The organism is Exiguobacterium sp. s102 (assembly GCF_018618635.1).
GTDB lineage: Bacteria > Bacillota > Bacilli > Exiguobacteriales > Exiguobacteriaceae > Exiguobacterium_A > Exiguobacterium_A oxidotolerans.
The window spans coordinates 162,437-177,192 of record NZ_JACSML010000001.1 but is presented as its reverse complement, the minus strand read 5'-3'; the positions used below and the strand labels follow the sequence as shown (position 1 = coordinate 177,192).

Here is a 14,756-nt window from a genome sequence, read left to right as displayed (position 1 = left end):
GGAGGAACTACGTTATGCGGTCTCGTTTTTGGGCAGCTATTTTATTCACCGCTGCCGCCATCGTCTCGTCCCTTGTCATGTTTACGAAATTTCCACAAGCGAGCGAGACGTGGAAGCTCGTCCTTGCCTATGGTGGCATGACGTTTGTCGTCAGTCTATTTTTCTGGTCGTTCGTCGCTATCCGCATTCAATCATCTCGCCTCTTCGGAAGTTGGATGGGAATCTTCATCGCCGGCACGACGGTGTTACTCGTTTGTATCGCTCGGTTTGTGATCCGTGGAGATTTCATGATGGTCTTCAAATGGCAAGCTATGCTTGGTAGCTTGACGCTCAACTTTGGATACGTCGGATGGGTTCTCGTCATCGCGAACGCAATCATCGGCTTCATCATCGGGCGGACACGTCAAAAAAGCCGAGTCTCTCATCACCAAGTTCCACGACGATCATAAAACAAATGCCGCCACTTCTTCAGGAAGGGGCGGCATTTTTAATGAAAAGACTTCGCATCACTTTCGATGATAGCGCATTCGTTCAATCTGATTACTATACTGAGTGTAACACGTCGTTCGCTCGGTCGTTTCTCCCTCAGTCAAACGATCTAAATACTCGTCGAGTTGAATCATCGAGGGGAGTTTATCCTCGAACATCTCAAACGTCCCCCGCGCTTCTTCCCGACGAAGCTCTCCGGCCTCCATGACCGACTCGACCAGCTCGTGAAAGATTCGCTGTTCCGTCGTACTCATCGTCTGTTCAATTCGCTTCACGTCATCATCATACATCAAGTCAAACATCCGCATCCGTTCTTCGAGTTGTTCTTCGATGACGGATTCATCCTGACCCAGTGTCTGCTCGTACGCTAAACGCATTTCCTCGAGCGGTGTGCTGTCCTGCATGACGAACTTCAACGATTCCCCTGTCCAAATATGCCGCGCCAAATAACTCGAATCGATTTGTAAAACTTCTGCTAACGACTCGATGTAGGCTTTCGTCGGGTAGACCTCACTTAATTCTGTTCGTCGAATGAAATAAGGTGCGACACCCAGGTTATCTGCTAACTGATCAATCGAGATTCCGGCGCGTTCCCGCAAAATCCGAATCCGGTCCCCGTACCCTCGATATGGTGAATGATTCAGCATATGCTCCCTCCTCGCTATGCTCTTATCATACCCTTGAATCCGGTATCGGATACATCGAACTTTCGCCTGACTTTTGAAGCAGGTGTCGTGGGTATCGAACCCAGAGCGGGAAGATGCTTCCGATATAACAAAACGTGACGATTCCAATCCACATCAAGGAAACACCGAACAGGGGACCCATCTTAAGACCCGCCTCGGAAATGATGGCTTGGAACAACAACCAGGCATGAAATACGGAAATCAAGTATGGAATCATCAAGACCGCTCCATATTTCACAAGTAAAAACGTTCGGACACTTTGACGATCAAAACCGAGGGCAAACAGCGTCTTCAATCGTTTTTGTTCTTGTTCAGCCGTCATCTGCATCCAGACGTGGAGGAAACTCGCGTTGATGACGAAGAGCCAGACCGTCAGTAAAATGACGACGAATGAGACAAGACGGACAATCCGAATCCCATCGAGTTCATCTTCTGTTTCATTGATTAATTGATACGGCGCCGCCGCTTCGTTCGTCATCTTCGATTTCGACTGAATGTCCCGGACGATTGACATCCAGTCATCCCAAGCCCCTGTCCCGTAATCCCGATAGGCTGGCGTTTCAAAAACACGAATCCGGGCGAGGGGTTGTGCCAGTTCGTTGAAGCGCTGATCACTGATGACAAATAGCGTTTCGATGCGATAGTTATAACCGAAAAAGAGGCGGTGTTTAGCCGGGGTTACTAATCTGTATCCAGCTTGTTCCATCGCCTGTCGCGCTTTTTCCATCGTCGGTGTCTGTTCTTTTAACTGAACGGGACGGGCTGGAATTTGAAGCGCCTCACGGTCGTTCAGCTCGCGTCGTTTCTGTCCCAGCTCGTTTAATAATTGATTGTAGTCGGATAAAGGCAACACGTAACGTGTCCCCTTCTTTTTCAGACGAACTTCCTGCTGATATTTGTCCGGGAACGTCTCTTCCATCGTCTCTTCAATCTTTTGCAAGCGTTCGGACTGCTCTTTCGACTCTTCATAATAGACGAGTCCAAAATGATTTTGTGAAGATAAGTCTAACCCGACTACTTGAAAGATGAAGACGAGCCCGACTGCCGTTAGTGCACATGACGTCAAAATCGTCCCAAGGGCAACGAGGGTGCTATTCGTCCGGAGCTGTGTCGCAATTTCAGAAAGGATGAGTTTACGTAACGACAACGTCCGGGGACGATACAATTTCATCAACGTCGGTAACACATTACGGCAGATGAAAAAGGAACCGATAAAAATGACGAGTGGAAACAACAAAACAAATCCGGTTTGTTGGACGAACGCTAATATATAGCCGTACAACAACAGAAGAATCGCCAGGACGCGCAGCGACATACGAAAGCGGCGTTTCCATGTTGAACGTGTCCGAATGGGGCGATCCGGACGGAATCGATAGATTGCGAGTACTGTCGCCGTTAAGAGAACGAGGAGCGCCCCGGCGATGAGTACCAAAAACGACAGTGCAGAGATTTCAATATCGAGTCGTGGTAAAAACATCACTTTTTCGATTGCCAGCAACATTAGTTTCGTCAAGACGACTCCAAGCAACAACCCCGCCGAAATCGCTAGTCCGCCGACAAGGAGAACCTCAATGAGGAAGTACTTTAAAAAGTGCGAAAATCCGCTCCCGAGCGTCCGCATGACACGTAAATCATTTTTACGGTGTTCAAGCATCGTATACGTCGTCGCATAGATGAACAGGATACTGAAAAACAAAATAATCAGTTCCGCGATAAAAACAAAAATCATCGTCAGTTCGATGACTTGATTCAATTGACTTAAGACTTTTGCGACATTTTGGAACGAAGCACTCGTCACTAAGTTCCAGTAGCTCGTCGAAATCGTCATCGCGATGACAATCGTCAGGGCGTACCCATAGTACAGACGCTGATAGCGTTTAATGTTACGTAGGGCGTATTGTAGATAGTTGATGTTCGTCCCCTCCTAATAACGACAGCGACTCGATGACGCGTTGAAAGAAGACACGACGCGGTTCGTCACGAAACAACTCGGTTTGAATATTACCATCCTTCAAAAATAAGACATGGTTACAATACGAGGCGACCGTCGGGTCATGGGTGACGATGACCATCGTCATCCCGGCTGCATTTAACTCAGCAAGTAATTCCATTACATGTTTTGTCGCTTGGAAATCGAGTGCACCGGTCGGCTCGTCAGCCAACATCAAACGCGGAGCATGGATTAAAGCACGCCCAATCGCAGCGCGTTGGCGCTGTCCACCGGATACTTCATCCACCTGTTTGTCGAGTAGCTCATCGATTTGAAGCCGTTTTGCGAGATGCAGCATCTCCTCTCGCGCGAGCTTCGTCTTTTTCCCAGACAGCATCAACGGAACGAGCATGTTTTCACCAAGCGTCAACGAATCGAGTAGATTGAACTCTTGAAAAATGATTCCGAGTGTCTCACGCCGAAAGCGCGTCGTTTCTTTTCGCTTGAAGGTCGATGTATCAATGCCCTCCATCAAAATCGAACCCCAGCTCGGTTGATCGAGCGTCGCCAGTAAGTTGATCAGTGTCGACTTGCCACTTCCGGACGGCCCCATCACCGCGACCATCTCGCCTTCCTCGACACGGAAATTCAAATCCGTCAGCGGTTGTTCCGTTACTTTTCCTGCATATACTTTCCCAAGCTGTTTGACTTCAATCATCCGTTCGTCCTCCTACAAGCTTCAATCGACACGTCGTCCCTTGGCCTTCCAGACTATTCAATTCAATTTCATGCCCGAGCTTCGTACAGACCTGCCAGACGAAATAAAGTCCCATTCCGGTCGACTCTCCGTAACGCCGTCCATTTTCACCCGTGAAGAAGGCGTTGAAGACACGCGGCAAGTCACGCTTCGGAATGCCGACTCCATCATCAATCAATGTCAGCACGACTTGTCCGTCGCGTTCCATCGCCCGAATCAGAACTTCTTTACCATGTCCCGTCGTGTATTTGACGGCGTTCGTCAACAGTTGAAGTAACAAAAAGCGGAACCATTTAGCATCTGTATACACGTATAAGGACGGTTCGATTTCAAGCTTCGGATAGACTTTATTTTTGACAAACAGTCGTTTTTCTTGATTGATGATGTCCATGACGAGAACACGGAGATTAAGTTGCTCCGCCTTCAAATCCGTCTCGATTGCTTCGAGGCGTGACGAATACAACATTTGATCAAGACCTGTCCGTAGTCGTTCGACTTCGTGCCGCAGATCTGTCCGGTAATCTTCACCCGGATGTTCAAGAATCAGTTCGATGACCGAGAGCGGCGTCTTCATTTGATGAATCCACTGATCGACGTACCGGTGCCGTTCTTTTTCTTTCCGCCGTTCGGCAAACAAACTGTTTCGAAAAATCGTTTGTTGCCGTTCTAAAAATTGTTCGACTGCTGCAGCGATTGGTTCCTCACTGCCGGGGCGAATCGGTTCTGCAACCGAGGTAATCGGATTTTGTAATCGTTTAAGCAGTGGCAACATACTAAAAAAGCGATAGCTTAAATAAATGATGAGCGCGATTGTATCAAGTAAGATGATATAGAAAAACGCTGCGGGTTGATAAAGATCGTATAACCATAAGACGAGAAATAAGCCGACCAGTTGAACGATGAAAAACAGCAGTCCTGGAATCGTATAACGAAAAAACAGTTTCATTTTTCAAGCACCAGGCAATACCCGACTCCCCGGACCGTCTCAAGCCCTGACACGCCGATTTCTGCCAAACGTTTACGAACACGCGTAATATTGACGTTCAATGTATTTTCATCGACGAAGGCTTCATCATCCCAAATTCGTTCGAGCAGGTCTCCCCGGCTGACAATCCGCGGGCTAGCCGTCAGTAACATTTCTAAAATCAAACCCTCTTTTTTCGATAGTTCAATCGATTGATCACCATGTTCGACGATATACCGATCTAAATACAACGTGATGCCCGCCTTCACGACGGTCCGTTCATCATTCTCACTTGATAACGTCCCGTACGCCCGCCGAATCTGACTTTTGATTTTCGCGATGACAACGGCTCCTTGGAACGGTTTAACGATGTAGTCATCCGCCCCATATTCAAGTGCCATGACTTGATCCATTTCTCCGACTCGCGCCGAAATGAACAAAATCGGGGCACGTGTTTTTAAGCGAAGCTGCCGGCACCAATAAAAGCCGTCGAACTTCGGAAGGTTCACATCAAGCAAGATGACATCCGGCTTCGTCTCTTCAAAACGTGCCGCGACATCACCAAATCCATCTTCGTGAATGACACGGAAATCATAACGTTCGAGCAACTCTTGAAGTAACTCCGCGATTTTTTGATCATCTTCCACTAATAAAATTGTTTCCATCGAATGATTCATCTCCTTCGTTATCTATCATACCGAACAAAAAAAGGACTGGAAACGATTATTCGTTTCCAGTCACCGTCGTCACATCACAATCCGCCGGTACGCTCGGACCGTCATGATGTAATACACAAGGTAGACGACCGTATAACAGCCAATCGCAAGGACTGTCGGCATGACGATGTTGTAGTTGAGTAGTTTTTGGAGGACTTGCATCGCAAAGATGCTGTGAATGAGTCCAAGGAGGTACGGTAGGGAGAAGACAAATCCGACGAGGCGACGAATGATACTCACCTGTTCGCCTTGCGCCACCCCAACCTTTTGAATGATCGCAAAACGGTGCTTTGATTCTTCTGCTTCCGCAAGCATCTTGAAGTAGATGATTGAACCTGTCGCGAGCAGGAAGACGAGTCCGAGGAACCCGGCAGCAAATGCGAGCAGCCCTGTCGTCGCCGTCGTTATCGCGTAGACCGGATAATAGGCCGCCATGTCCGTTTCCGCCTGCTTTCCGTAAAGTGCCTCGAGTTTCTTCATCAACCCGTCATCCGTCCGTTCATCTGAAAATTGATAATTCGTCAGCATCCATGCACGCTCCGGCATCATCGCGAAGGCATCGTCCGAAACGACGAACGCCAATCGTTGTTTCTCATAGAGTTGAGCGATTGGTAAATCCGTTTCACCCGTGATGCGAAAGGACGAATGGATGTCGTTTATCTTGATTCCAACGGGTGACTTGACTCGTTCCTGCAACAAGTCGTTTCCTTTGAATGTCTCGAGGACAATCGCCTCACCTTGTTGCGGCTCAGGTAAAACACGTTTTCCGTTCGCCTTCGCTAGTCTGCGGTAGTCTGAATAATTGATGTAGCTGAATTGTCCTTTTGAACCGTCCATCGCATATGTCCGGTAGTACTTCGTCAAATATAACGGATTTGGTAACTCTTTCATCTGATGGTCGACATTTTTGACGTTGACCATCGTCCGCTGTTCAATGGTTTGATTCGATTCCTTAATCAATTGCTCTGCCTCCGGTCGTTTACTCGCAACCGATAAACTGTATGGCATTTGTTGCTCGACCGTTCGATCGATGAAATAGTAAATCGATGTCGCTGTTCCGACCGTCGTCAGTGTGACTGCCGTGATGACAGTAATCGTTGATAACATGACAGCATTCGACTTGACGCGTGACAGCAATTGACCATGTAAAATCAAATTCGTTCCTTCGAAGTGACGTGCCTGTTTACTGAGAACACGCAACAAGAAAATCGTAAAGTAACTCATCGTCCCGAATGTTCCGACGATGATACAAACTATCAAGAGTGGCGCGACTACAGTAAAGTGATCGAGCAGCGGCTGCCCCGTCAGGTAATAACCGAATCCAATCAATAGAAGAGAAAGGACTGCGAGAATCGGATGGACTTTCGGAATCACTTCGACTTGTTGGTTTGCTTTGAATAGTTCAATCAAGGTGAAGCGATAAATTGTTCGTGCCGATCGCAGAGCAATCAATAAAAAAATGACCAAGAACACGGCAATCGTCTGACCCATTGCAGCGAGGCTGATCGTAAACGTCGCTTCGATATCGATTGCCATGACATGCGCAAGCAGTTGAACAAAGTATTTTGAAGCAACCGTCCCTAGAGCGGTCCCGATGATCAATCCGACCATTCCATATCCCATCGTTTCAATAAAGATCAGTTGAGCGATTTGTTTTCGCTCGAGTCCAAGTAACGCATATAAACCAAGTTCTTGTTTACGACGTCGTAAGAAAAAGTCACTCGAATACCAAATGAAAATCGTCGAGAACACGGCCAAGATGATACTCGATCCCGTAAAGACCGTCCCGAGCTTACCGTACATCTCATTTGCGTTCAGCATCGCTTCGTTCGAACGAATCGCTAAAAACGTGTAATAAATCAAAATTGCGAATGTGACGGCACCTAGATACATCATATTGTGCCGAATGTTCTTTAAATTACGAAAAGCTAATTTAGACAAACTCACGTGCTGCACCCCCGAGTTCGCGTTGGACTTCCATGATTTGTTCGAAAAATTCCTTTTGCGTCCCAAACCGATGGATTTCTCGGAACAGCTCTCCATCTTTGACAAAGACAATGCGTTCCGCGTATGACGCCGTGACAGAATCATGGGTCACCATCAAAATCGTTGCCCCTTGTTCATTCAGCGTCTCGAGGGCTTCGAGTAACCCTGTCGCTGACTTTGAATCGAGTGCTCCCGTTGGCTCATCAGCTAAGAGGAGTGATGGTTGGTGGATGATTGCACGTGCTGCTGCGACGCGTTGTTTTTGACCACCTGAAAGTTCGACCGGACGTTTCTTCAACAAATCTTCGACTCCAAGTTGCCGCGCCACTTGTTCAACACGCAACACAATCATCGCTTTCTCGACACGTGCCAGCGCAAGCGGAAGGGCAATGTTTTCTTCGACCGTCATCGTGTCGAGTAAGTTAAAGTCTTGGAAGATGAAACCCAGTCGTTCCCGACGAAACCGTGCCAATTGTTTTTCAGTCATGCTCGTGACATCTTCACCATTAATCGAAATCATACCTTCACTCGGTTGATCAATCGTCGATAAAAGATTCAACAGTGTTGATTTACCAGCTCCTGAAGGACCCATGATGCTGACAAACTCCGCTTCATGTACAGTCAATGATGTCGGTTTTAGTGCTTCATGCCGCGCCATCTTCGTTTGGTATACCTTCGTGATATTTTCTGCATTCAAAATTGCTTTCATATTCTGTTCCTCCTGAAGTCGATTCGTTACCTTCAGTCTACCGAGCAATCGTACTTCAAGGGATGGAGTTGACTTTCAATTCACTTACAAAACAGTAAGGTTTGGGTGGAGAACAAAAAACTCCCTCATCTCGTAAGATGAGGGAGTCGTGTAGACAAACTCTTATGAAGCGTGAATATGCTATATCGAGACGGATTGGGTTCTAAACCGTCTGCATGCCTTGATTTCCCTCACGGTATTACCTAAAAAGCGTCACGTTTCGTTGACTCCTACGGGGAAAAGTGCGTTTATAACGCACTTTCAGAGGCAGGCAAGACCCTGCTCATTGGCCGCTAGGATCCAAGGAGCAACGGCTTGCGCCTCGCCCGAGGAAAGCAACGAAAAAAGACGCTTGCTCTCCCGATAGCACGTTGTCTACAGTCTGAAACTCCCTCATCTCGTAAGATGAGGGAGTTTCAGGAGAAGCGCAAAATTTCGCGCGTAATCAGATTATTTATGTGTTGCCTTGAACAATTCTGTTTCGCCTGCCACTACTGAAGTACCTTCAGCAGGAACAGCAGAAAGTGTGAATTGGTCGTGGTTCGTGACGATGATTGGTGTAACCGTCGATGGTGCATTCGCACGGATGTAATCTAAATCGAACTCAACGAGGACATCGCCCGCTTTGACTTTATCACCAGATTGAACATGTGCTGTGAAACCTTCACCTTTAAGGTTAACTGTATCTAAACCAACGTGAATTAATAGTTCGAGACCATCTTCACCTTTAAGACCGATTGCATGTTTTGTTGGGAAAATCGTTTCGACTGTTGCGTTAATCGGTGCGACCACTTTACCTTCAGTCGGTTCGATTGCGACTCCGTCTCCCATCATTTTTTGTGAGAAGACTTGATCGGGTACGTTCTCGATGCTGACGATTTTACCTGTAAGTGCAGAAGTGATTTTTGCGTTTCCTGCTTCGTTGCCACCAAACAATTTTTTAAAGAATCCCATGATACTATCCCTCTACTTTCTTGATCGTTTTTCTTCATTGAAGAAGATTCGATTTTTTTATAGGAGCGTGTTTATGAACGACTCGCTCACGTTCTCACAAAAAGCATACGTTTGTCCCTCTAGTTTTGCAAGTATTTTTGTGTGATAATAGTTAGAAATCAAAAGGAGGCGCTTACATGTTACCATTTTCAGAACTTACATATGTCCGTCCTGATCTGAATGTTTTAGAAACCACCATGCAAAACGCAATTTCTCGTTTAAAAGAAGCCACACAAGTCGAACAGGCAAACGCAGCCATCACTGAGATTAATACCCTTAGAAACCAATTCGAAACAGCGAGCCAAATCGTCGAGATTCGTCATACGATTGATACGCGCGACGCATTTTACGAAACGGAACAAGGCTTTTTTGATGAAGCAGGCCCCGTCTATCAGGGCTACGTCTCGAGTTACTATCATGTGTTGACGGCGCATGCGCTCCGTGAACAGCTCGAAACGACTTGGGGCAAACAACTCTTCCTCTTAGCAGAAGCCAGCTTAAAAACTTTTTCAGAAGCAATCATTCCGAAGCTTCAAGAAGAAAATCGTCTCTCGAGTGAATACACGAAGTTGATGTCTTCAGCAGAAATCGAATTTGATGGCAAAACGTTGAACTTGTCTCAGTTCGGTCCTTACTTACAGTCACCTGACCGCGCGGTTCGTAAAGCGGCTTCAGAAGCACGTTACGGTTATTTAGCAGAACACGGCGAAGCGATTGATACGATTTACGACAAACTCGTCCATGTCCGGACTGAAATCGCCACGACGCTCGGATTCCCATCATTTGTCGAACTCGGTTATGCCCGGATGCTTCGCGTCGACTATAACCAGTCGATGGTCGAGGATTACCGCCAGCAAATCCTTGACACGATCGTTCCGATTGCGACGTCACTAAAAGAACGTCAACAACGCCGGATTGGTGTCGATTCACTCTACTACTACGATGAAGGATTCGCTTTCAAATCAGGAAACGCGACACCGCAAGGCGAGGAAGCTTTCATCATCGAAGGCGGAAAAAAAATGTACCGCGAGATGTCGCCTGAAACAAATGAGTTCTTTGATTACATGATCGAGCGTGGTGCCCTTGATTTGACGGCGAAGCCAGGTAAAGCAGGCGGTGGGTATTGTACCTACATCGCTGACGAAAAACTGCCGTTCATCTTCTCGAACTTCAACGGGACGTCGGGAGATATCGACGTCTTGACGCATGAAGTCGGTCATGCTTTCCAAGTTTATGAGAGCCGTCACTTCACGACACCGGAGTACGGGTTCCCGACATATGAGGCATGCGAAATCCATTCGATGTCGATGGAATACTTCGCGTACCCATGGATGGAAGAATTCTTCGGTGAAGAAACATCGAAGTATAAATTCAGTCACTTGGCTGGCGGTGTTACCTTCTTACCATATGGAGTCGCAGTCGACGAGTTCCAACACGTCATCTACAGCAAACCGGAGCTAACACCGGCTGAACGTCGTCAAGCGTGGCGGACGATCGAGAAGAAATACCTCCCGCATCGCAACTACGAGGAGAATGACTACCTCGATTCAGGTGCTTGGTGGCATCAGCAAGGACACGTCTTCGGCAGCCCGTTCTATTACATCGATTACACGCTCGCTCAAGTTTGTGCCTTCCAGTTCTATGCGTGGATGGAGAAGGACCGCGAAGCCGCTTGGAAATCGTACCTCGCGCTCTGTAAAGCAGGTGGATCAGAAAGCTTCCTTGCACTTGTCGAACGCGCCGGCTTGAAGTCACCTTTCGCTGACGGGACAGTCGACGAAGCGGTCGCACCAATCAAAGCCTATCTCGAACAAGCAGACGACTTAGCACTCGATCGTGTCTAACTAAAACATGCCTGACAGCAACAGGAATCACTCGTTCGCAAGTGTGCTGTCCTCAAGCAAAAAACATAAGCCCCGTTTTCCTGTCAGTTCAATGGACAGGAAAACGGAGCTTTTTTTGTGTACGCGTAGTTTACGTTAAGCCAACCGAAACGAACGAGGTACCCACTCTCCGCTTCGATTGTCTCATGAAGATTTCAATGTTTCCTGATGCTGCATGAACCAAACTTCAAATTCATCTGCCGGAATCGGACGGGAATAGTAGAACCCTTGTCCATATTCACAGTCGAGCTTTCGTAAACTCTCGCTTTGTTCCAACTGTTCAATTCCCTCTGCGACTACGTCGTACTTCAACGTATGCGCAAGCTTGATGATTGTCTCGATCAATGGTGCATTCGAACATGCATCTTCCCCGCTAATGAAGGAGCGGTCGATTTTCAGACGTTGGATCGGAAGGCGACTTAAATAAGACAAAGAAGAATAGCCGGTTCCAAAATCATCGATTGCCAATTGATAACCCATTGCATGTAGCGACTCGAGGGCATCAAAGACGCGTTTATCGGAAAAGACACCAAACGATTCCGTGATTTCTAACTCCATCCGCCGTTCAATTCCCGGATGTTCATTTCTGATATCCGCCAAATAGTCGACGATGCGACCGGAAGCAAGTTCTTTCACTGATAAGTTAGCTGAAACACCAAGCATCGCAAGTGGCGTCTGCTCCCAGCGTCTAATTTGGTTGACCGTTTCCTGAACGACCCACATGCCGACTTCTTCAATCAGCATCGAGCGCTCGGCAATCGGAATGAAGACGGCCGGGCTAATCATGCCTCGTTCAGGATGGAACCAACGGAGTAACGCTTCACAGCCTTCGACCTGTCCTGTCTTTAAGTTAATTTGTGGCTGATAAAATAACTGAAGCTCATTTTTGACGATCGCTTCGCGCAACTCTGCTTCGAGAACGACCGATTCACGGTACTCTTCACTCATCCATGATTCGAACCAAACCGGCTCCCCTGCTTGATCCCGTTTCGCATGTTGCATCGCGATATCAACAGATGACAAGAGCGAGGTCACGGCAACTGCATCGTTCGGATAACGGACCATACTCATACTGATGCTGACATGGATTTCTTCACCTTCGACATAATACGGAAGTTCCATGACTCGTTTTAATTCGTGGTAATCGACGATGCCTTGCTGCGAAATCAAGACAGCAAATTCATCTCCACCGATTCGTGCCGGTGAACCTGTCCCGATGAAGTGACGGCGTAAACGGTTCGCTACTTCTTTTAGAATCAAATCACCCGCGCTATGCCCATACGCATCATTGATGCGTCTAAACTGGCGTACACTGACTGTGACGAGTTCGCCGGGCTGTAACCCTGCCAATGCTTCCGTCATCTTTTGTTCGAAACCATTTCGATTCAATAGCGTTGTCAAGACGTCATACAGTGCCAGTTGCGTAATCCGCTCTTCTCGTCTGTATTGATCCGTTTCATCGTGACACGTTAAATAAAGTGCAATCCCGTTCTCGCTTTTCGTCGGCACATAAATGATGTTGACGAACATATTCCGAATGTCCGCTTCGAAAATCATCTTACAACGAATCGTTTGACTATGCCCTTCGATTGCCCCATTTAAGGCACGACGCACCCGGTTCAAATCAGCCGGGTGAATCAGTTCTTCAATCGTCACGAACTCTGTCGTCTCGACGAGCTTCTGGAACTGGTCATTCCCATGCAATAACTTGAAGTCTGCTGCTAAGGCAATGATTGGATCTGTATTTTGTGAAAACAGGGATTCGATTTCTGCTTTTCTCTGTTTGATTTCGAGCGTTTTTTGGTCATTGTAATCCAGTAGTCCTGAGATAATCGCCGTCATCGTCCGAAAAGCATGGACGACAGGTTGAAAATCATTGCGTTCCGGCACTTGATAAAACGATTGTTGCTGTCCTTCAGCAAATACGTTTGCTTCTTCCTGTAACATGACTAAGTCTTTTCGGAAAGCACGTAACAGCGAGAGCGTCAGTAAGAGTAAAGCGAAAATGATGAAGCACGTCGCAACGAACATCAACCACGCATTTCGAATGACATCATTTCCCCGGTCCGTCATTTCCGTTTGTACGTCTGAAATTGCTCGATTAAACAAACGGTACATGCTGCCTTGATAGCGATCTGAAATACGTTCTAACGTTTCGTATTCGCGAAGTGCGGGTTCACTCAACGTCGTATCGATCACACCAAAATATGCCGCCATCTCACTTTTCATCGTATTAATATCAAGTCTCGACGCTCCGTCTTCAGCATCAATCGTTGCCGAAAGCGTTTTCGTCACCGTATCATTTCTCACTGCCAAATCTTGACGTATTTGCCGTATTCTTGATAACTCGTATGCATCCAATTGTTTGTCTTGATCTGCACTAAGCAGGCTCTGTCCTGCTTTTCCGAAATCCCGTTCCATTAAGAACAGGTTAGAAAACAAGGAATAATATTTCCCGGTATCTTGACTGAGCGATAGCTGATTAAATAAAATTTCACTTTTATAATTTGCTACGGCCGTAAAAAATCGATTGCTCGCGACATAACCGTTTTTTCGAACCTCGTCGATTTCGGTTAGTACGTCCTCTTTCAAAGAACTTGTCGTCGGCATTGTCTCTAAACGTTTGCTCAGCGCCACGAGCTCGTCATCGACCTTTTTCGACCACTCGATTCGTTCCGTCAACGAGTCATCGACCCGTGAACTCAATGATAAGTAATAATAGTATGTAAGATCGCGTTCCGCCTGATTGACTTGTTCAAATACATCCATCACGCCGCTCGCACGTTTATAACTGTAACCTTCTTCTACATTTTTTAAGAGTTGCTGCGTCGCAATTAACACGGCTAACAACCCGATAATCGAAATCATCCATGAGAACGTTTTATAGTAGGAGCGTTTCCGAAATGCTTCTACGATGAAGACTGGTGGTAAAAGTCGCAACACATCGTCCTCCCTAAATTGTCATTATGTCTATATATCGTCTAAAAGAAGCGATTCGTGAAGCGGAAAGAGGTCAATAAAAACGCTTTCGCCCGTTTATTTTCGGGACAAAAGCGTTTTTGATCCATTCTTCAATATTGGACATTCTCTCGCTCTACCTTTTTAGCGAAATAGTCGATGATGTCGCGTCGACGAATGATTCCAATGAAGTGTTTGCCGTCATCAATGACGGGCACGAAGTTTTGATCAGTGATGACCTCAATCATTTCTTCCATTTGTGCTGTGATCGAAACGGGTTTATAACGAACACGTTGTTTAATGTCTGTCAGACGTGTTTGAAGTACATGATCATAATCCGCATGTTCCAGGTTTTTTTCAAGTGCCCAAAGCACATCACCTTCCGTGAGCGTTCCTGCATATTTTCCTTTATCATCAACGAGCGGGACTGACGTGAACCGATGATGTTTCATCTTTTCAAGTGCTTGCCTGACCGTCGACTCAGGATCTAAGTATTTCACTTCATCTTTTGGCAATAAGAAAAAAGCAATATTCATTTCTAAGTTCCTCCCTAGTCACTCTGTGACATCCACTTTATTTTATCATGAACTTCCGTTCGATTCATTTCTCAAATCATGAAAATCTCACCATAATTCCTTCATATTTA

General features: G+C 46.7%; 12 protein-coding genes. 2 read left to right on the top strand and 10 right to left on the bottom strand.

Annotated elements, in window-relative coordinates:
• The first annotated feature begins 14 nt into the window (after positions 1 to 14).
• Entirely contained in the window at positions 15 to 449 is a 435-nt protein-coding gene (locus KNQ02_RS00790; protein WP_088837818.1) for a hypothetical protein, read from the top strand.
• A 57-nt stretch (positions 450 to 506) separates the two neighbouring features.
• Here the strand turns inward: KNQ02_RS00790 and KNQ02_RS00785 are convergent, their stop codons facing one another.
• The 8 genes from KNQ02_RS00785 to KNQ02_RS00750 form a co-directional block, all read right to left on the bottom strand.
• Positions 507 to 1,136, bottom strand: a complete 630-nt coding sequence (locus KNQ02_RS00785; RefSeq protein ID WP_214767127.1) for a helix-turn-helix domain-containing protein — start codon at positions 1,134 to 1,136, stop codon at positions 507 to 509.
• Positions 1,137 to 1,161: 25 nt separating this feature from the next.
• The gene (locus tag KNQ02_RS00780) at positions 1,162 to 3,003 is read right to left on the bottom strand and encodes an FtsX-like permease family protein (RefSeq protein ID WP_251133054.1); all 1,842 of its coding nucleotides are present in this window, start codon (positions 3,001 to 3,003) and stop codon (positions 1,162 to 1,164) included.
• Positions 3,004 to 3,058: 55 nt separating this feature from the next.
• The gene (locus tag KNQ02_RS00775; RefSeq protein ID WP_088837820.1) at positions 3,059 to 3,823 is read right to left on the bottom strand and encodes an ABC transporter ATP-binding protein; all 765 of its coding nucleotides are present in this window, start codon (positions 3,821 to 3,823) and stop codon (positions 3,059 to 3,061) included.
• A complete protein-coding gene (locus KNQ02_RS00770; protein WP_214807171.1) occupies positions 3,816 to 4,808 on the bottom strand; it encodes a sensor histidine kinase in 993 nt (330 codons plus the stop codon). Before KNQ02_RS00770 ends, KNQ02_RS00775 begins: the two co-directional genes overlap by 8 nt.
• Positions 4,805 to 5,491 (bottom strand): response regulator transcription factor, encoded by a 687-nt coding sequence (locus KNQ02_RS00765; RefSeq protein WP_214807170.1) that lies wholly within the window; start codon positions 5,489 to 5,491, stop codon positions 4,805 to 4,807. The genes KNQ02_RS00770 and KNQ02_RS00765 overlap by 4 nt, the downstream gene beginning before the upstream one ends.
• A gap of 81 nt (positions 5,492 to 5,572) precedes the next feature.
• Positions 5,573 to 7,489: an ABC transporter permease gene (locus KNQ02_RS00760; protein WP_214807169.1), complete on the bottom strand. Its 1,917-nt coding sequence runs from the start codon at positions 7,487 to 7,489 to the stop codon at positions 5,573 to 5,575.
• Positions 7,476 to 8,237 carry an ABC transporter ATP-binding protein gene (locus tag KNQ02_RS00755; RefSeq protein WP_214767119.1) on the bottom strand — a complete coding sequence of 254 codons (762 nt, stop codon included), beginning with the start codon at positions 8,235 to 8,237 and terminating at the stop codon, positions 7,476 to 7,478. Before KNQ02_RS00755 ends, KNQ02_RS00760 begins: the two co-directional genes overlap by 14 nt.
• A gap of 489 nt (positions 8,238 to 8,726) precedes the next feature.
• Positions 8,727 to 9,230 (bottom strand): PTS sugar transporter subunit IIA, encoded by a 504-nt coding sequence (locus KNQ02_RS00750; protein ID WP_088837825.1) that lies wholly within the window; start codon positions 9,228 to 9,230, stop codon positions 8,727 to 8,729.
• Positions 9,231 to 9,406: 176 nt separating this feature from the next.
• Between KNQ02_RS00750 and KNQ02_RS00745 the strand changes: the two genes are divergently transcribed.
• The gene (locus tag KNQ02_RS00745) at positions 9,407 to 11,113 is read left to right on the top strand and encodes a M3 family oligoendopeptidase (RefSeq protein ID WP_214767117.1); all 1,707 of its coding nucleotides are present in this window, start codon (positions 9,407 to 9,409) and stop codon (positions 11,111 to 11,113) included.
• 183 nt (positions 11,114 to 11,296) lie between these two features.
• Here KNQ02_RS00745 and KNQ02_RS00740 read toward each other — a convergent pair whose 3' ends face one another.
• Entirely contained in the window at positions 11,297 to 14,095 is a 2,799-nt protein-coding gene (locus KNQ02_RS00740) for a putative bifunctional diguanylate cyclase/phosphodiesterase (RefSeq protein WP_214767115.1), read from the bottom strand.
• Between the two features lie 128 nt (positions 14,096 to 14,223).
• Positions 14,224 to 14,646 (bottom strand): CBS domain-containing protein, encoded by a 423-nt coding sequence (locus tag KNQ02_RS00735; RefSeq protein ID WP_029331512.1) that lies wholly within the window; start codon positions 14,644 to 14,646, stop codon positions 14,224 to 14,226.
• Between the last annotated feature and the right edge of the window lie 110 nt (positions 14,647 to 14,756).